An 18048-nucleotide genomic window follows, 5' to 3' on the forward strand; every position below is an offset into this window, starting at 1 on the left:
GCGCACACCCCTGGCCATTAAATTATTTAACAGCTCGTATGTTAAAATTGAAGTTTCGCCCCCGCAACCCCTCACTGATAATCCAGACACAGCACAACAAAAAACAGCTGGCTGGCTACACCTGTACTCATCTCGATCCTGCCCAAAAAAATAATATCCATGGCCCGATGGCAACGCCGGTATTGGCGTTTCACAGGCGATGGGGGAATCGGAGGAAACGCATGAATGCCCTGCATTCGCTGCAAACGCTGGCGGTGTCGATCCGCTCGGTACGCAAAGTCTACGGTGATCCACAGACCGGTCCGGTGGCGCTGAAAAGCATCGACCTGGACATCCACGACAACGAATTCTTCACCCTCCTGGGCCCTTCCGGCTGCGGCAAGACCACCCTGCTGCGGATGATCGCCGGGTTCGAATTTCCGACCCAGGGCGAGATCCTGCTCTACGGCGAAAACATCGCCGACCGCCCGCCATTCGAGCGCCCGGTCAACACGGTGTTCCAGCACTACGCCCTGTTCCCGCACATGACCATCGCCGAAAACCTGGCCTTTGGCCTGGAATCGCACCCGATGGGCAAGGTCATGAACAAGGCGCAGATCGCCGAGCGGGTGCGCGAGATGCTCGCCCTGGTGCAGATGGAACGCTTCGCCAATCGCAAGCCGGCGCAACTGTCCGGCGGCCAGCAACAACGCGTCGCCCTGGGCCGGGCCCTGGCGCCGCACCCCAAGGTGTTGCTGCTCGACGAGCCACTGTCGGCCCTGGACCTGAAGCTGCGCCAGGCCATGCGCGAAGAACTCAAGACCATCCAGGCCAAGACCGGCATCACCTTCATCTTCGTCACCCATGACCAGGAAGAAGCGCTGACCATGTCCGACCGCATCGCCGTGCTGTCCGAAGGCGAAGTGCAGCAGGTCGGGCGCCCGGAGGACATTTACGAACGCCCGCGCAATCGCTTCGTCGCGGACTTCATCGGCGAAACCAACTTCATCGAAGGCACGGTCACCCGCGTTGAAAACGGGCAGGCCTGGTTCGCAGGTCCCGCCGGGCATCCGCTGCCGGCACAACCGTGCAGCGATGTTTCAGTCGGCAGCAACGTCGCCTTGTCGGTACGCCCCGAGCGCCTGCACCTGGTGCCCGTCGGCACGCCGGGCGCACTGCCCTGTCAGGTCGAAGCGCAGATCTACCTCGGCACCGACCTGCAATACCAGGTCAGCCTCAACGATGGCTCGCGGCTCACCGTGCGCACCCCCAACTGCGTCGACCGCAGCCTGCGCTTTGCCGTGGGTACCCAGGCCGGCCTGTTGTTCGACAGCGGCAGCGCCAGCGTCCTGCACGATTGAGCCCGAGGATTGACCATGCACGCCTTACCGATTGCCAACACCCTGGAGCGCCGTCGGGCCTTCCAGAACTTCCTTGGGGTCAGCCCGGCGCTGATCGCCATCGGCCTGTTTTTGCTCGTGCCAATCCTGATCGTCATCGGCTACTCGCTGATGGAGGCCAACCCCTACGGCGGGGTCAACCGGGTGTTCAGCAGCGACGCCTACACCTCGTTGCTGTTCGAACGCCAGCTGGATGACAGCCTGGCCTTCGCCGACTCCTATCTGCTGATTGCCCTGCGCTCCATCGGCATCGCCGCCATGACCACCGTCATCACCCTGCTGATCGGGTTTCCGGTGGCGGTGTGGCTGGCGATGCAGCCGGCCCATCGACGCGGCTTGCTGATCTTCCTGATCACCGTGCCGTTCTGGGCCAACCTGCTGATCCGCACCTACGCCTGGATTTTGCTGCTGCGTAACAGCGGCGTGATCAACAACAGCCTGATGGGCCTGGGGCTGATCGACCAGCCGCTGCAACTGCTCTACACCGACGGCGCGGTGCTGCTGGGCCTGGTCTACACCTACGCGCCATTCGTTGTGCTGCCGATCTACGCGACCCTGGAAAAGATGGACACCCGCCTGCTCGAAGCGGCCCAGGACCTCTACGCCGGGCGCCTGCGCACCCTGCGCAAAGTGGTGCTGCCGATTGCCAAGCCGGGAATTCTGGCCGGTGCGATCCTCACGTTCGTGCCGTGCCTGGGGGCGATGATCGCGCCGGAACTGCTCGGCGGCGGTACGCGCATGATGCTCGGCAACCTGATTTTCCGGCAGTTCAGCGATGCGCGTAACTGGCCGTTCGGCGCGGCCTTGTCGCTGGTGTTGATGGCGGCCGTGATGCTGGTGCTGACCGTGTATGCCCTGCGGGCCGAACGCCAGCGCATCGCCAAGGGAGGTGCATGATGATGCGTCTGTTCAAACGTAGCGGCCTGGGTGTGCAGGACTTTCCCGGCTTCGGCGGCTTCAGTTTCCTGTTCTATCTGTACCTCTATTCGCCGATCGTGGTGCTGGTGGTGTTCTCGTTCAACGCCAACCAGTCCGCCACCGTGTGGACCGGCTTCAGCCTGGACTGGTACCGCGCCGCGTTCGCCAACCAGGCCTTGCGCCAGGCCGCCGGCAACAGCCTGCTGATCGCCGTGTGCGCGAGCATGATCGCCACGGCCATTGCCACCCTCGCCGCCCTTGGCACATCGCGAGGGGCCAAGTTCAAGGGCCTGCAATTGTCGATGGGCGCGATCATGCTGCCGCTGGTGTTGCCAGAGATCGTCGTGGGCGTCGCCACCCTGGCGCTGTTCTCCACCCTGGGTCTGTCCCTGGGCTACGGCAACCTGATTATCGCCCACACGGTGTTCTGCATTCCGTTCGCCTACCTGCCGATTCGCGCCCGGCTCAACGACATGGACCTGTCGCTCGAACAGGCTGCCTCCGACCTCTACGCCGGGCCATGGCGGACCTTTCGCAAGGTCACCCTGCCGCTGCTGATGCCAGGGATTTTCTCCGGGCTGATGCTGGCCTTCATCGTCTCGCTGGATAACTTCGTGATCTCGATGATGGTCTCCCAGGCCGGCACCACAACCTTGCCGATCTTCATTTTCGGCCTGTTGCGCATGGGCGTGACACCCGACGTCAACGCCGTGTCGACCCTGATTCTGGGCGTCTCGGTGCTGTTCGTCAGCCTCTCGTATCTGCTGGGCAAAAAACACAACTGAACCTTTTCAAGTACCGTGGGGAAATAGCATGAGCAAGTTGATTGCAGGCATCGGAACCTCGTTGTTACTCACCCTGGCCGGCAGCGTCCAGGCCGCCGAAAAGCTCAACGTGGTCAGTTGGAGCGGCTACTTTTCGCCGCAGATTCTCGCCAAGTTCCAGAAGCAGACCGGCATCGAAGTCACCGTGGACTCCTACGATTCCAACGAAACCCTGCTGGCCAAGCTCAAACAGGGCGGCGCCGGTTACGACGTGGCGATCCCGTCGCACCAGTTCATTCCGATCCTGATCAAGGAAAACCTGCTGGAGCGCTTCGACCCGATCAAGGAGCCCTACTACGCCGGGATCGCCGACAACTTGAAGAAACCGACCTGGGACCCGGAGGGCGGCTACTCCGTACCCTTCATCTGGGGCACCACCAGCGTGGTGCTCAACACCGAGCGCTACAAGGGCCCGACCGACAGCTACAAGGTGCTGTATGAACCGCCGGCCGAGTTGCAGGGGCGGATCAACATGTTCGACTCGGTCAGCGACGTGATCGACATGGCCAGCCTGTACCTGAATATCCCGCTGTGCAGCGAAGACCCCAAGCAGATGCAACAGGTGCTGACCCTGCTCAAGGCGCAGAAGCCATACGTCAAGACCTACAGCTCCAAGGCCGGCTCGATACGTGAGAACCTCGCTTCCGGTGAAATCGACATGTCGACCTTCTGGGGTGGCTCGTCGATGCGTGCCCGCGAGATGAAACCGAGCCTGAAATACCTGTACCCGAAAGAAGGCGTACTGGCCTGGGTCGACAACATGGTGATCCCGACCGGCAGCAAGAACCCGGCGAACGCCAAGGCCTTCATCGCCTTCCTCAGCCAGCCTGAAAACGCCGCGATGACCCAGAACTTCCTCAAGCACCAGAGCCCGATCAAGGGCGTCGAACCGTTCCTCGACGCCAGCCTCAAGGAGGCCCCGGAGCTGCACATTCCAGAAGGCACTCCGGTGGTGTTCAGCAAGACCTGTGGCGAAGGCGCGATCCGTCTGGCCGACCGTCTCTGGACCAGTCTGATGCGTTGATCTCTACCGCCCCGTCCCGTGGCGGGGTGTTTTTCCAAGCCGTTCGAAAGGCAGCGTTGCCATGACATCCAATAACATCAGCGAACTGGTCCTGCTGCAGGCCCATGAACTCGCCGAACGCATTCGCCTGCGCCAGGTTTCCTGCCGGGAAGTGATGCAGACTTACCTGGCCCACATTGATCGTTTCAACCCGCAGGTCAACGCGTTGATCAGCCTGCAATCGCCCGAGGACCTGCTGGCCCAGGCCGACCAGCGCGACGCCGAACTGGCCCGCGGCGAGTACCGTGGCTGGATGCACGGCCTGCCCCACGCGGTGAAGGACCTGTCGCTGACCCAGGGCATTCGCACCACCCTGGGCTCGCCGTTGTACAAGGACTACATCCCCGACCGTGACGGCATCATGGTCGAGCGCCTCAAGGCGGCGGGGGCGATCATCATCGGCAAGAGCAACACCCCGGAATTCGGCCTCGGCTCGCAAAGCTACAACCCGCTGTTCGGCGCCACCGGCAGCGCCTACGACCCAAGCAAGACCGCCGGTGGCAGCAGCGGGGGTGCCGCCGCAGCACTGGCGCTGCATCTGGTGCCCGTGGCCGATGGCAGCGACATGATGGGTTCGCTGCGCAACCCGGCGGCCTTCAACAATATTTTCGGCTTCCGCCCATCCCAGGGCCGAGTGCCCTTCGACGACAGCGCCGACCTGTTCATCGACCAGTTGGGTTACGAAGGGCCCATGGCCCGCAGCGTGCGCGACGCGGCCCTGCTGCTGTCGGTCCAGGCCGGTTTCGATGCGCGGGCACCGCTGTCCATCGCCGAATCCGGCAGCGCCTTCACCGCGCCACTGGAACGCGACTTCAAAGGCACGCGCCTGGGCTGGCTGGGGGACTTCAACGGCTACCTGCCGATGGAAAAAGGCATTGTCGAACTCTGCGAAACAACCTTCGCCGACTTTGAAAGCCTGGGCTGCCAGATCGAAGCGGTGCAGCCGGACTTCGCTCCGCAAACGCTGTGGAGCAGCTGGCGCACCCTGCGTCACTGGATGGTCGCCGGCTCCCTGGGCGCCACCTATGCCGACCCGCAGAAACGCGCCCAACTGAAACCGGAAGCCTGCTGGGAAATCGAAAACGGCCTGAAACTGTCCGCCAGCGAGGTGTTCACCGCCTCGGCACAACGCAGCGACTGGTACCGCGCGATCTCGCGCCTGTTCGAACGCTTCGACTACCTGCTGCTGCCCAGCGCCCAGATGTTCCCGTTCGACAAGACCCTGCCCTGGCCGACCGCCATCGAAGGGGTGGAAATGGACACCTATCACCGCTGGATGGAAGTGGTGATCCCGGCCACCCTGTCCGGCTGCCCGGTGGCCAACGTCCAGGCCGGCTTCAACGCCAACGGCTTGCCGATGGGCCTGCAGATCATCGGCCGCCACCACGCCGACTTCGCCGTCCTGCAACTGGCCCACGCCTACGAACAGGCCAGCCGCTGGTTCCAGCGTTGCCCTTCGCCGTTGTTGAGGGGAGGAATTTGATAAACGGTTGATAGCGTAGATAAATTTTTTGAAAAAGCGCTTGACGCATATTCGTTTCCCGCGAATAATGCGCGCCACTTGGCTACATAGCTCAGTTGGTTAGAGCATAGCATTCATAATGCTGGGGTCCGGGGTTCAAGTCCCTGTGTAGCCACCAAGTACCGATCTACAGACCTCGCTCTGTAGATCAAACAGGAAAGCCCGCCTTGCGCGGGCTTTTTTGTGCCTGGGTGTTTTCTTTTCTCTTCGCCAGCTCTGTCTATTTCATTCACACGACCGGCAACAAGCTGGGTCGGCATGCACAGTTGCCGTTCGATTGCGCGCCCAGGTTCGCAGCAAGCAATGCTTTGTCTCAGTAAAGTCTGGCCCTGCGTCGGCATTGCGTTGACTGTGAAACAGTCGCGACGATAATCGGCCACTCGATGTCTTCTGCTACGCAATGAAGCGCAGCTGCTCAAACAAGGAGAGGTTATGCACAACTGCTTTGACGTGGCCAAGTATTTCCTTGCTCAATCCAGCGAGGATGCTGGCGACCTGATCTCGAACCTCAAGCTGCAGAAACTGGTGTACTACGCCCAAGGCTTCAGCCTCGCGCTTAACGGTCAACCGCTCTTCGCCGAGCGGATCGAGGCCTGGCTTCACGGTCCTGTCGTTCCGGATCTTTATCATCATTACAAAGCGTTCGGGTCAGGCCATATTCCTCATCCGGAAGCATTCGACTTTGGCACTTTTTCCGCAGAAGAACGGGAACTGCTTGACGAGGTGTATGAGGCCTACGGTCAGTATTCAGCCTGGAGACTCCGTCAATTGACTCACGATGAATCCCCCTGGATTGAAAACTACAGAGAGGGAAACAATCGGGTGATCAGCCAGGATTCCATGACCCGATACTTTGAGACCCAAGTCATACATTGAGTGAGCCATGACCAAAAGGATTCGGTCTTCGCCTTCAAGACACAGCAAGCTACTCAAATCCAAAGATGCTTCGACAAAGCGCAGCCCCGAGCAGCTTTCACCGATTTTTTCACTTGAACACCTGCAGGCCAGCCACTGCGTTTCAGAAATTGTCGACAGGTCAGAGCGCGGCTTGTTCATGGACGCACTCTTCACACTGAGCCGCATGTCCTGGTCGCAGATCAACTCGGCACCTCGACATGGATTGGGCACCGAGCGCATGCCGGCCAGACAAATCAAGGCCAAAATACCTTCCTGTGTCACTGCGGACGTCAACCTGCTGGTTTTCCGCTGGAAAGGGAAATTGCCTTTCGTAGGGTTCCGGGATGGAAGGGTTCTAAACATCCTCTGGATAGAGCAGCAATTCGGCGACCTTTACGACCACGGCTGACGCTGCTCCTAGAACCTCCAAAGAAGCGCACCCTCAGCGGTTTTCCTGTGCTTGAGGCAGGTAAAAAAACACAGGCCGCACGTGCCCAGCCATCCTGCATGCCCAATGCGATGACAATTCAATACTACAAATGATTCTCGTTTGCTATATTGCGCCGCACTGGTTTCCATGGCTGTCAGGTAGGGTTATGTCCGGCTCAGATCTCAAGGCGTTGTACCTCGCCCATCGCGGAGAAATCCAGGCGTACCTGGACCGTCGCCTGCGCTGCAAGGAGACCGCCGCCGATCTGACGCAAGACACCTTCATTCGCCTGTCCGAGCAGATGGGCCACACGCCCATCAAGAATTTTCGCGCCTACCTGTTCTCCAGCGCCCGCAATCTGTTCATCGACTACACCCGTCGCCAGGAACACCGCCAGGCCGAGTCGCTGGATTTGCAGGAACCGGCCACCGTCGAACCGGCGAGCCCGACGCTGGAACAGGCGGCGATCGCCAACCAGCAGTTGTCGACCTTGAACGAGGTGATCCAGAACATGCCGCAGATTTGCCGTGAGGTGTTTCTGCTGGTACGGGTCGAAGGCCTGACGTATGTGGAAATTGGCGAGCGCCTGGGGATTTCTCCGAAGACCGCTTACAGCCGCATGGTCAGGGCGCTGGATTTGTTGAAGCAGGGAATGTCCGAGTGATTGCCCGCTGCTTTCGGACTTCTGCCCTCGCGCTGGCTTATAATCGGCCGCCCGAATGGCCCTCGCCTGAATTGATGACCCCATGAGCGTTGAACCTGCACGCATGCCCTCTCCTGCCCAGCCTGATGACATAAGCCATCAGGCCAGTGAGTGGTTCGCGTTGATCCAGGGCGACACTCCGAGTCAGGCCGAGCGAGATCAACTGGCGGCCTGGCTGCAAGCCGACCCTCGGCATGCGCAGGCCTTTGCCGACCTGGAAAGGTTATGGGCAGCCTCGGCCGCACTGCTGGCGCAGCCGCGCCCAGCGGTCGCACAGCCGCCAGCCTTGTCACGACGGCGGTTTGTCGGCCTGGGCATCGCCGCTTGCACCGCGGCCCTGACCACCAGCGCCACCACTCTCTGGCTCAAGGGTGCGGGCTCGCCATTCGCCGACGTGCGCACCGCCGTCGGCGAACGCCGCACGTTGCAACTGCCTGATGGCTCCAGCGTCGAACTGGCCGGCAATACCGCGCTGAACCTGGATTTTTCCGGCACGCGGCGCTCGGTGGAGTTGCTTCGGGGCGAGGCGTTTTTCAATGTCGTGCCTGACGCCAGCGGTGACCTGTCGATCAACACCGAAGCCGGGCGAGTGCTGGCCCGCGAAGGTGAGTTCTGCCTGTCTTGCGATGGCGACACGGCGACGCTGTCGGTGAGTCGTCACGCGGTGCAAGTCATCACCACGAACCAGCAGACGGAGTTGGGCGAAGGCCTGTCCCTGCGCTTCAGCGCCATGCAAACCGGGGCGATTCAACGGGCGGAACTCGATCAGGTGCTCGCCTGGCGCAATGGTCGCCTGGTGTTCTTCGACACCCCGCTGCTCACGGTGGTCAATGAACTGCAACGCTGGCGCGAAGGGAAAATCTTTATCCCCGACCAGAAGCTTGCCGCACGACGCGTGAGCCTGATCCTCAACCTCAATCGCCCCGACCAGATGCTCGACGTGCTGTCCAGAGCCCTGGCGGTACGCATGACGCAGTACACCGACCTGGTCACGCTGATTCATTCCGCCTGAGCCCATTCGCCACAGGCCCGATACACCCCCGCGGACAAATTTCACATTGCCATCAGGTATCGCGACAGCTCATCCGTCCTAATGGGACTGATTCGCATACTCACGCACTTTCTCACGGGGAAACACCTGAATGGCAAAGCACTACCAACCCGGACGCACACCTGCCGTGCAATGGCGCTCCAACGCCCTGCGCGCGGCACTGGCCTGCACCCTGCTTGTCGGCACCGTCCAGGCGCACGGCGCACCGGCGCCGGCGAGCGCAACGTCTGTGGATAAATTGTCACTCAACATCCCTGCCCAGCCCTTGCGCCAGGCGCTGCTGATGTTCAGCCAGCAATCGGGGCAGAACGTGCTGCTCGACGGCAACCTCGATGCCGGCTTGCGCAGCTCGGCGGTGGTGGGCTCGTACTCCGCCGAGGATGCATTGGCCACCTTGCTGCGCGGCAGTGGCTACGGTTACGCGCGCACCGATGCGGTCACGGTCTACCTGGTGCCGGTGGCGAACGACAAGAGTGCTTCATCCCAGGCCAGTGAAATGACCCTGCCCGCCACGCAGATCCACTCCCACACCACCCAGGACGGCGTTCAGAGTGAGGGCTATCAGGGCAAGCCCGTCTCCAGCACCACCCGCCTCGGCCTGACCGACAGGGAAACCCCACAAGCCATCACCGTGGTGACCCGCCAGCAAATGGACGACTTCAAGCTCAACAGCGTGAAGGATGCGTTGCGCAGCGCGCCGTCGGTCACCGTTGAGCAATTCGAAACCGACCGCACCGCGTTTACCTCACGCGGCTTCAAGATCGAGAACTTCGAATACGATGGCATGGGCATGCCCTTCTCCGGCGGTGTGCTGATGGGCGAACAGGACATGACCGAGTTCGAGCAGATCGACGTGCTGCACGGTGCCAACGGCCTCATGAGCGGAGCTGGCGATCCTTCGGCGACGGTCAACCTGGTGCGCAAGCGCCCGACCGACACCTTCCAGGCGGAAATCGACACCAGCATCGGTTCCTGGGACAACCGCCGCCTGGGGCTCGACGTCGCAGGCCCGCTGACGCAAAGCGGCAATGTGCGCGGACGTTTCATCACCGCTCACGACAAGGGCAATTCCTACCTGGACCACTACAGCCACGAGGTCAACGTAATGGCCGGGCTGCTGGCCTTCGACTTGTCCGACGCCGACACCCTGACCGTGGGTTTCTCCCAGCAGGACAGCTATTCCAACGGCAGTACCTGGGGTGGTTTGCCGATCGCCGACTACGCCGGCAACCGCATTCACTACAGCAGCCGCAGCTCCAGCGTCGGCCAGCCCTGGACCTACTGGAACATCCAGACCCAGCGCGCCTTCGCCGAGCTCAAGCACGAATTCGATAATGGCTGGGCGAGCACGATCACCCTGACCGGGACCAAACAGCATTCCGATACCAAGATGCTGTACGCCATTCCCTTCACTGCCGACTCGGTCCTGGCTTACATCAACCGCACCACCAGCCGTGAAACCCAGTTGACCGGCGAGGCGCAATTGTCCGGGCCTTTCAGCCTGCTTGGCCGCGAACATGAATTGACCCTGGGCGCCAATTACGGTCGCCTGCATCACACCGAGCGCGGTCACTATCGCGATGCTTCCGGCAATCAGGTTGAAAGCCTGGCCGACGTGCTGGCCGGCAACGTGGTGCAGCCCGAGATGAACTACACCGACGACCTCAACACCCAGCTGTTCACCGACCGCCAGAAAAGCCTGTACGCCGGGGCGCGCTTCAGCCTGGCCGACGACCTGCACTGGATCGCCGGGGCACGCATGCTCAGCGCCGATGGCGACGGCGCGGGCTATGGCTCGCCCCATGACACCCGCGTTCACGGCAAGGTGACGCCCTACACCGGGCTGGTCTATGACCTGACTCCTCAGTGGAGCCTGTATACCAGCTGGACCGAGATCTTCAAGCCGCAATACCTGAGAAGCACGGCCGGCGGCCTGATCGAGCCATTGGAAGGCACCAGCATTGAAGCCGGTGTGAAAGGCCGACTGTTCGACGAGCGCCTGACCGTTACCGCTGCGGTGTTCAAGACCGAACAGCAGAACGTCGCCGAAACCACCGGGGAAATCGTCGGCGGCCAGTACCTGTATCGCGGCGTGGACTTCAAGAGCAACGGCCTGGAGCTGGAAGCGTCCGGCGAGCTGCTGCCGGGGCTCGAGTTGGCAGGGGGTTACACCTACGTGCACATCGAAGACAACCAGGGTGAAAAAGCCCGCCGCTACGTGCCCACCCAGAGCCTGCGTGGCAGCCTGACCTACCGCCTGCCGAGCCTGCCTCAGGCCAAGGTCGGCACCCGCGTCCAATGGCAAGGCTCGACCGAAGTCGACAGCAACGACCGGGTGAAACAGAGTGCCTATGCCCTGGTGGACCTGATGGCCAGCTATGACTTCGACGAGCACTGGAGCACATCGCTGAACATGAACAACGTCACCGACCAGAAATACCTGCTGTCGCTGTACCAGGCCGCGGGCTCCACCAACTACGGCGCACCGCGCAACCTGACCGCGTCGCTGACCTGGAAATATTGACCCACGCCCCCTCTGTAGGAGCGGGCTTGCCCGCGATGGTGGTCAACGAAAACGCTGACAGCCTGACACCCCGCGGCGCCTGAGCCTCCATCGCGAGCGTGCTCGCTCCTACAGACAGGCATACGCATTCCCGTGTGGGAGCGAGCCTGCTCGCGATGGCCGTCAACGATAACGCTGACAGCCTGATACACCGCAGTGCCTGAGCCTCCATCGCGAGCAAGCTCGCTCCTACAGGAATACGCACTCCCCTGTGGGAGCGAGCCTGCTCGCGATGGTCGTCAACGATAACGCTGACAGCCTGACACCCCGCGGTGTTTGAGCCTTTATCGCGAGCAAGCTCGCTCCTACAGACAGGAATACGCACTCCCCTGTGGGAGCGGGCTTGCTCGCGATGGTCGTCAACGATAACGCTGACAGCCTGATACACCGCGGTGTTTGAGCCGGCCATCGCGAGCAAGCTCGCTCCTACAGACAGGCATACACATTCCCCTGTGGGAGCGGGCTTGCCCGCGATGGTCGTCAACGAAAACGCTGACAGCCTGACACCCCGCGGTGTTTGAGCCTCCATCGCGAGCGTGCTCGCTCCTACAGAGGTTTGCGTCGTTTGGCGTCCGCCGATACAGTCCTGTGACCTTTCCCACGGACGGAGTGCCCTCGCGTGATTTCAGCCCTGCACCTGAATCGCTTTCGCCTGTCAGCCCTTTCGCTGCTCGCTGTCACGCTGACGGCGTGCAACGCTCCACCCGCCTCGACGTTGCCCATCGCACCGGAAGCCGCATCGGGTTTTCGTACCGACCTGCAAACCCGCCACGCCACCCGGCACATGGCCGCCGCCGCGAACCCGCTCGCCGCCGAAGCCGGACGCGCAATGCTGCGCCAGGGTGGTTCGGCGATTGATGCGGCCATTGCCATGCAGGCGGTGCTGACCCTGGTTGAACCGCAGTCATCGGGCATCGGCGGCGGTGCTTTTATCGTGTTCTGGGACGGTATGCAGGTGCGCACTTTCGACGGGCGCGAAACAGCGCCGGCCGGCGCCACCGAGAAACTGTTCCTGCAAGCCGACGGGCAACCGATGGGGTTCACCCAGGCGCAGATTGGCGGGCGCTCCGTCGGCACCCCGGGGGTCCTGCGGGCGCTGGAGCTAGCCCACCGGCAATACGGTCGCCTGCCTTGGGCGCAACTGTTCGAGCCTGCGATCAAACTCGCCGAGCAAGGCTTCCCCATCTCGCCACGCCTGCATCAGTTGATCGCTGCCGATTCGTCGATGACGCGCTCAGCGGACATGATGGCGTACTTTCGCAACTCCGACGGCAGCCCCAAGGCCGTTGGCACACCGCTGAAAAACCCGGCGCTGGCCGCGGTATTCAAGCGCATTGCCAACGAAGGGGCCGATGCGTTCTACCAAGGCCCCATCGCCGAAGAAATCGTCGCCAAGGTGCAGGGCCACGCCAACCCCGGCAGCCTGTCGTTGAACGACCTCAAAGGTTATGTCGCCAGGGAACGTGCGCCCCTGTGCACTGACTACAAACGTTGGCAGGTGTGCGGCATGGCGCCCCCCTCCTCGGGCGGTATCGCCGTGGCGCAGACCCTCGGCACCCTGCAAGCACTGGAGGCCCGCGACCCGCGCTACACCCTGGCTGCGTTGAAACCGGTGAAGAGTGCCCAACCGGCCGGCATCGAACCCGCCCCCGAAGCCGTGCATCTGATTGCCGAAGCCGAGCGCCTCGCCTATGCCGACCGCGCGCAGTATGTCGCCGACACCGACTTCGTACCGGTCCCGGTCAAAGGTCTGCTGGACTCCACTTATTTGGCCAGCCGCGCCGCCCTGATTGGCGAACGCAGCATGGGCACCGCCAAACCCGGCACCCCGCCCGGCATTCAGGTCGCCTACGCCCCTGACCGCTCACCCCTGCGCATTTCCACCTCACAAGTGGTGGCGGTGGATGACCAGGGTGGCGCGGTGTCGATGACCACCACCGTGGAATCCGCCTTCGGCTCTCACCTGATGGTCCAGGGCTTCATGCTCAACAACCAGATGACCGACTTCTCATTCATTCCCGAAGAAAACGGGAAAAAAGTCGCCAACCGCGTCGAACCTGGCAAACGCCCACGTTCCTCCATGGCGCCGACCCTGATCTTCGACCGCCAGAACGGCGAACTCCTCGCCACCCTCGGCTCTCCCGGCGGCTCGCAAATCATCGAGTACGTCGTCAAATCCTCCATCGGCCTGCTCGACTGGAACCTCGACGCGCAAACCGCCATCAACCTGCCCAATTTCGGCAGCCGCAACGGCCCGACCGAACTGGAACAAGGGCAGTTCAGCGCTGGCTTGATTCAGGCATTGAAAGCCAAGGGCCACAACGTGACCGAGATCGACATGACCAGCGGCACCCAGGCGATTGTCCGGGTCAGGGATGCAAACGGCCATGCAACGCTTGCCGGCGGCGCGGACCCGCGGCGGGAAGGAGAGGCGTTGGGGGATTGAGTTCCACACAACCTTGAAAGGGCTTACCAAGAGGTAGGCCCTTTTTTATGGGTAACAAATACAGATCGCCGGACTCGCGCTGCTTTTTCCTACCCGCAAATGATTGCTGCCTGGATAGAGTACATGGAGAGCAACTTTCTCTTTTCCAGTTCAGAAAATTTGTCGGCACTCACAAGCAGTACGACGCGATCGACGCCAACACCGTCGAGATGGAGTAAATCATGGACATTCGCCCGATCCACACTGACGAGGATTATCGTGCCGCCCTGAAGAGTGTTTCAGTGTTGTTCGATAACGAGCCTGAGCCCGGAACCCCCGAGGGTGATTACTTCGACATCATGATCACGCTGATTGAAGCCTATGAGGCCAGGCAGTTTCCGGTCGACTTACCCAATCCGATCGAATGCGATCAAATTCCGTATGGAGCAATCGGGGCTTTGAGCTGCAGACCTTGCTCCTGCCATTGGCCGTACCAACCGGGTGTATGAAGTGCTGAACGGCAAACGAGCACTGACACTCCCAATGATCTGGAAACTGCATGACCTGTTCGGCATCCCGGCCGAAAGCCTGATCAAGCCTGTCAAACAGGCTTGATCCACCACCGGTCGAGGCCTCGGATCAGGCCGGGACGCCGAGGATGATATGCGAGGCCTTGATCACGGCTGTCGCGCTCACGCCGGCTGCCAGGCCCAGTTCGGCCACGGCCTGGCGGGTGACGATGGAGTACACCTCGTCGCCGCCATCGAGCTGGATGACCACTTCGGCATTCACCGCGCCGTCGATGACGCTGGTGACCTTGCCTTCCAGGCAATTGCGCGCCGAGAGGCGGATGTCGCTGGACTCGGTCATCAGCATCACCCACGGCGCCTTGACCAGTGCGATGGCTTCCTTGCCGACGGCCAGGCCGAGGCTCTTCACGCTTTCCATGGTCACGACGGCCACCAGTTGGTTACCGCCCGGCAGCTTCAGCGAAACCTCGGCGTTGACTGCACCGGGCAGCAACTGGCTGATGGTGCCTTTGAATACGTTACGTGCACTGACCTTCATGATGTTGTCTCCTGACATTGAATGTGTTTTGACGCTTGCCCACTAGCGGGAAATCTTCAAGGCCTGTCGCGTCTTGTGCCGCTCCAGCGCCAGTTCGACCATGCGAGTGACCAGTTCGCTGTAGGTCATGCCGGTGGCCTGCCACAGTTTGGGGTACATGCTGATGCGGGTGAAGCCCGGCAGCGAGTTGATCTCGTTGATCAGCACTTCACCGCTGTCGGTCAGGAACACATCGACCCGCGCCAGGCCGGAACAGCCCAGTACCTGAAACGCTTCGACGGCCATGGCCCGAATGCGCTCGCTGGCGGCGACGCTGATGTCCGCGGGCACCACCACTTGTGCGGCCTGGGCGTCGATGTATTTGCTGTCGTAGGAGTAGAAACCGCTGCTCACCACGATTTCTCCGCAGCCACTGGCGATGGCATCTTCGTTGCCCAGCACCGCGCATTCGATCTCGCGTCCGCTGACAGCGGATTCCACCAGCACCTTTTCGTCAAAACCAAGGGCCAGCTCAACTGCCGCCAGGTATTGCGCTTCGTCGTTGACCTTGCTCACGCCCACCGAAGATCCCTGGTTCGCCGGTTTGACGAACAACGGCAGGCCCAGCTTGCCCTGGACTTCGGCGAAGCCATGACGTTTGGCCGTGCTGCGCGTGAGCGTCACGAACGGCGTCACCGCCAGCCCGGCATCACGCAGCAGGCGCTTGCTGATGTCCTTGTCCATGCACACTGCCGAACCGAGCACATCCGAGCCGACAAACGGCAGGTCAGCCATGCGCAGCAAGCCTTGCAGGCAACCGTCTTCGCCAAGGGTGCCGTGCACGATGGGAAAGATCACATCGACGTGGCCGAGCAGCTCCTGACTGGACGTTTCCATCAATTGCTGGCTGGGCTTGCCAGGCACCACGGCGAGTTCACGGCTGGACTGGTTGAGGGCGATCAGGGCCGGGTTTTCCTGGTTGAGCAGGAAGTTGGACGGGTCGTTGAGATGCCAGTGGCCCTGTTTGTCGATACCGATCAGCACCGGCTCGAAGCGCGACCGATCCAGCGCATCGACGATGTTCTTCGCCGATTGCAGCGACACTTCGTGTTCAGCCGAACGGCCACCAAAAATAATGCCTACCCGCAGCTTGCTCATTCGAACCGCCCCTGCACCACCACCATGGATTCTCGCCACACAGTGCAACATTTGCCGTGGATTTGCCACTGAGGCGAGCCATTCCCCCAGCCGCAAGACAGTCGGCGGCTCAGTGGGTTACCGTAGTGCGCATCACGTTCAGGACCCGACCTGCCATGGCCAGCCCCATACCGCGCAATGACTGGTTCCACCGCGCGCCCGACGTCGGCGGCATGCAGCGCTTCGAGGCGTTCTTTGCCGGCCATGGTTACGAGATGCATCGCCACGACACCTACGCCATCGGCCATACCCTGTCCGGCGTGCAACGGTTTCAGTATCACGGCGGCTGGCGCCATAGCCTGCCCGGCGGGACGATCGTGTTGCACCCGGATGAAGCCCACGACGGCGAAGCCGGGACCGAAAAAGGCTTTCAGTACCGGATGATGTACATCGAACCGGCGCTGATCCAGCAGATGCTCGGTGGTCAACCGCTTCCGTTCATCAAGGACGGGATGTCGAACGACCCACGCCTGTTCGCCGCCAGCGCGGCATTGCTGCGCAGCCTTGACTGCCCGCTCGAACCCCTGGAAGCGCAGGATGCGCTGTTCGATCTGGCGCAGGCCTTGAACAGCGCCGGCGGCAGCCCCGCCAAACACCACAACTTCGACTATGTGGCGGCGCAGCGCGCACGGGAGTACATGCACAGCGCACTGGAGCGTAAGGTCACCCTCGAAGAACTGGAGCATCACAGTGGCCGGGACCGCTGGAGCCTGTCGCGGGATTTTCGCCTGTTGTTCGGTACCAGCCCTTATCGCTACCTGACCATGCGCCGCCTCGACCTGGTCCGCTCGCTGTTGATTCAGGGCCAGCCGCTGGTGAACGCGGCATTGATCGCCGGCTTCACCGACCAGAGCCACATGACCCGCCAGTTCAGCAAGGCCTATGGCCTGTCGCCGGCGCGCTGGATGAAGATGCACCGCCGCTGAGCCACGCACGATCGTTCAAGAAAGCCGCCGGCGCACTGGCTACCGTGGTCGCACCAACAACCACGAGTACCGTTGCATGAACGCCTATCAAAGCCTGAATTTCGCCGAAAAAATCGCCCGGATCGACCCGCACTGGAGTCCGCGGGTCATTGCCGAGATGAACGACTACCAGTTCAAGGTGGTGAAGTTGCTGGGGGATTTCATCTGGCATGACCACGTCGATACCGACGAAGCCTTCATCGTCCTTGAAGGCCAGTTGCGCATCGACTTTCGTGACGGCCACGTGCTGGTCAATGCCGGCGAACTGTATGTGGTGCCCAAGGGCATCGAGCACAAACCGTCCGCCGCGCAGGAGGTGAAACTCCTGTTGATCGAACCCCGGGGCGTGTTGAATACCGGTGCCGAAGGCGGAGAACGCACAGCGCAGAACGACGTCTGGATCTGAGGGGCCTGGACGTCAAGGCGCCAGTGTCTTGCCGTCGATGGCATCGCCGATGGTCAGGAAATGCCCGCCCGCGACGTGGTGCAAGGTGCGCAGTGAATCGTGCCCCTCGAAGTGCCAGCGACCGTCACTGAACACACGCTCGTCGGCGTGAGCGGCGATCACCTCGGCCAGGAACAGATCGTAGCGCTCATGGTTGCCGGGCTCCGGCAGCAGCCGGCATTCCAGCCAGGCTACGCAACCTTCGAGCAGCGGTGCGTCGATCAGTTCGCCACTGAACGTTTGCAGGTTGTAGGCCTGGAATTTGTCGTGCCCCTGGTCCCGGGTCAGTTCCAGGCCAGAGGTCGAGCCGACGGTTTGCACGATATCGGCCTGGGCCGCGCAAGGCACGTTCAACACGAACGTGCCCGAGGCTTCCAGCAGTTGTCGGGTCCAGGTGGACTTGTCGAGTACCACGGCGATTTTGGGGGGCTCGAAATCCAGCGGCATGGCCCAGGCCGCCGCCATGATGTTGCGCTGCCCGTCGTGGGCCGCGCTGACCAGCACGGTCGGCCCGTGATTGAGCAGGCGGTAGGCCTTGGCCAAGGGAACCGGGCGGCGGTGGGAAGCGCTCATGGACATCTGCTCCTGGGAAAAGAGCCGATTGTAGCGATTTCCGCCC

The 18048-nt window shown here is 61.8% G+C and carries 16 protein-coding genes, 1 tRNA gene and 1 pseudogene; 15 read left to right on the forward strand and 3 right to left on the reverse strand.

Annotated elements, in window-relative coordinates:
- The first annotated feature begins 221 nt into the window (after nucleotides 1-221).
- From ABVN20_RS09200 to ABVN20_RS09260, 13 genes and pseudogenes are all read left to right on the forward strand, one after another.
- Nucleotides 222-1340, forward strand: a complete 1119-nt coding sequence (locus ABVN20_RS09200; protein ID WP_368555340.1) for an ABC transporter ATP-binding protein — start codon at nucleotides 222-224, stop codon at nucleotides 1338-1340.
- Nucleotides 1341-1355: 15 nt separating this feature from the next.
- Nucleotides 1356-2276: an ABC transporter permease gene (locus tag ABVN20_RS09205; protein WP_368555341.1), complete on the forward strand. Its 921-nt coding sequence runs from the start codon at nucleotides 1356-1358 to the stop codon at nucleotides 2274-2276.
- Nucleotides 2273-3082 carry an ABC transporter permease gene (locus ABVN20_RS09210; protein ID WP_368555342.1) on the forward strand — a complete coding sequence of 270 codons (810 nt, stop codon included), beginning with the start codon at nucleotides 2273-2275 and terminating at the stop codon, nucleotides 3080-3082. Before ABVN20_RS09205 ends, ABVN20_RS09210 begins: the two co-directional genes overlap by 4 nt.
- Before the next feature lie 28 nt (nucleotides 3083-3110).
- Nucleotides 3111-4145, forward strand: coding sequence for an extracellular solute-binding protein (locus tag ABVN20_RS09215; protein WP_368555343.1), 1035 nt, complete (start codon nucleotides 3111-3113; stop codon nucleotides 4143-4145).
- A 61-nt stretch (nucleotides 4146-4206) separates the two neighbouring features.
- Nucleotides 4207-5667 carry an amidase gene (locus ABVN20_RS09220; RefSeq protein ID WP_368555344.1) on the forward strand — a complete coding sequence of 487 codons (1461 nt, stop codon included), beginning with the start codon at nucleotides 4207-4209 and terminating at the stop codon, nucleotides 5665-5667.
- Between the two features lie 80 nt (nucleotides 5668-5747).
- Nucleotides 5748-5824: transfer RNA gene (locus ABVN20_RS09225), tRNA-Met, on the forward strand.
- A gap of 314 nt (nucleotides 5825-6138) precedes the next feature.
- The gene (locus ABVN20_RS09230) at nucleotides 6139-6582 is read left to right on the forward strand and encodes a Panacea domain-containing protein (RefSeq protein WP_368555345.1); all 444 of its coding nucleotides are present in this window, start codon (nucleotides 6139-6141) and stop codon (nucleotides 6580-6582) included.
- 7 nt (nucleotides 6583-6589) lie between these two features.
- Entirely contained in the window at nucleotides 6590-7012 is a 423-nt protein-coding gene (locus ABVN20_RS09235; RefSeq protein ID WP_368555346.1) for a hypothetical protein, read from the forward strand.
- A 187-nt stretch (nucleotides 7013-7199) separates the two neighbouring features.
- Nucleotides 7200-7697 carry an RNA polymerase sigma factor gene (locus ABVN20_RS09240; RefSeq protein WP_368555347.1) on the forward strand — a complete coding sequence of 166 codons (498 nt, stop codon included), beginning with the start codon at nucleotides 7200-7202 and terminating at the stop codon, nucleotides 7695-7697.
- Nucleotides 7698-7779: 82 nt separating this feature from the next.
- Nucleotides 7780-8748: a FecR domain-containing protein gene (locus ABVN20_RS09245; RefSeq protein ID WP_368555348.1), complete on the forward strand. Its 969-nt coding sequence runs from the start codon at nucleotides 7780-7782 to the stop codon at nucleotides 8746-8748.
- 130 nt (nucleotides 8749-8878) lie between these two features.
- Complete coding sequence (locus ABVN20_RS09250) at nucleotides 8879-11311, forward strand: TonB-dependent siderophore receptor (RefSeq protein WP_368555349.1); 2433 nt, start codon at nucleotides 8879-8881, stop codon at nucleotides 11309-11311.
- A gap of 658 nt (nucleotides 11312-11969) precedes the next feature.
- Entirely contained in the window at nucleotides 11970-13796 is a 1827-nt protein-coding gene (gene ggt / locus ABVN20_RS09255) for a gamma-glutamyltransferase (protein ID WP_368555350.1), read from the forward strand.
- A gap of 221 nt (nucleotides 13797-14017) precedes the next feature.
- Nucleotides 14018-14390, forward strand: a pseudogene (locus ABVN20_RS09260) (type II toxin-antitoxin system HigA family antitoxin).
- A gap of 24 nt (nucleotides 14391-14414) precedes the next feature.
- Here the strand turns inward: ABVN20_RS09260 and ABVN20_RS09265 are convergent.
- Together ABVN20_RS09265 and ddlA are read right to left on the reverse strand one after the other, a co-directional pair.
- A complete protein-coding gene (locus tag ABVN20_RS09265) occupies nucleotides 14415-14843 on the reverse strand; it encodes a molybdopterin-binding protein (RefSeq protein ID WP_368555351.1) in 429 nt (142 codons plus the stop codon).
- 42 nt (nucleotides 14844-14885) lie between these two features.
- Nucleotides 14886-15980 carry a D-alanine--D-alanine ligase gene (gene ddlA, locus ABVN20_RS09270; protein ID WP_368555352.1) on the reverse strand — a complete coding sequence of 365 codons (1095 nt, stop codon included), beginning with the start codon at nucleotides 15978-15980 and terminating at the stop codon, nucleotides 14886-14888.
- A 155-nt stretch (nucleotides 15981-16135) separates the two neighbouring features.
- Between ddlA and ABVN20_RS09275 the strand changes: the two genes are divergently transcribed.
- Nucleotides 16136-16945 carry an AraC family transcriptional regulator gene (locus tag ABVN20_RS09275; protein ID WP_368555353.1) on the forward strand — a complete coding sequence of 270 codons (810 nt, stop codon included), beginning with the start codon at nucleotides 16136-16138 and terminating at the stop codon, nucleotides 16943-16945.
- A gap of 76 nt (nucleotides 16946-17021) precedes the next feature.
- Nucleotides 17022-17390 carry a cupin domain-containing protein gene (locus ABVN20_RS09280; RefSeq protein WP_368555354.1) on the forward strand — a complete coding sequence of 123 codons (369 nt, stop codon included), beginning with the start codon at nucleotides 17022-17024 and terminating at the stop codon, nucleotides 17388-17390.
- Nucleotides 17391-17402: 12 nt separating this feature from the next.
- Here ABVN20_RS09280 and ABVN20_RS09285 read toward each other — a convergent pair whose 3' ends face one another.
- Nucleotides 17403-18002: a flavin reductase family protein gene (locus ABVN20_RS09285; protein ID WP_368555355.1), complete on the reverse strand. Its 600-nt coding sequence runs from the start codon at nucleotides 18000-18002 to the stop codon at nucleotides 17403-17405.
- Nucleotides 18003-18048 lie beyond the last annotated feature (46 nt).

The organism is Pseudomonas sp. MYb118, assembly GCF_040947875.1.
Classification (GTDB): Bacteria; Pseudomonadota; Gammaproteobacteria; order Pseudomonadales; family Pseudomonadaceae; genus Aquipseudomonas.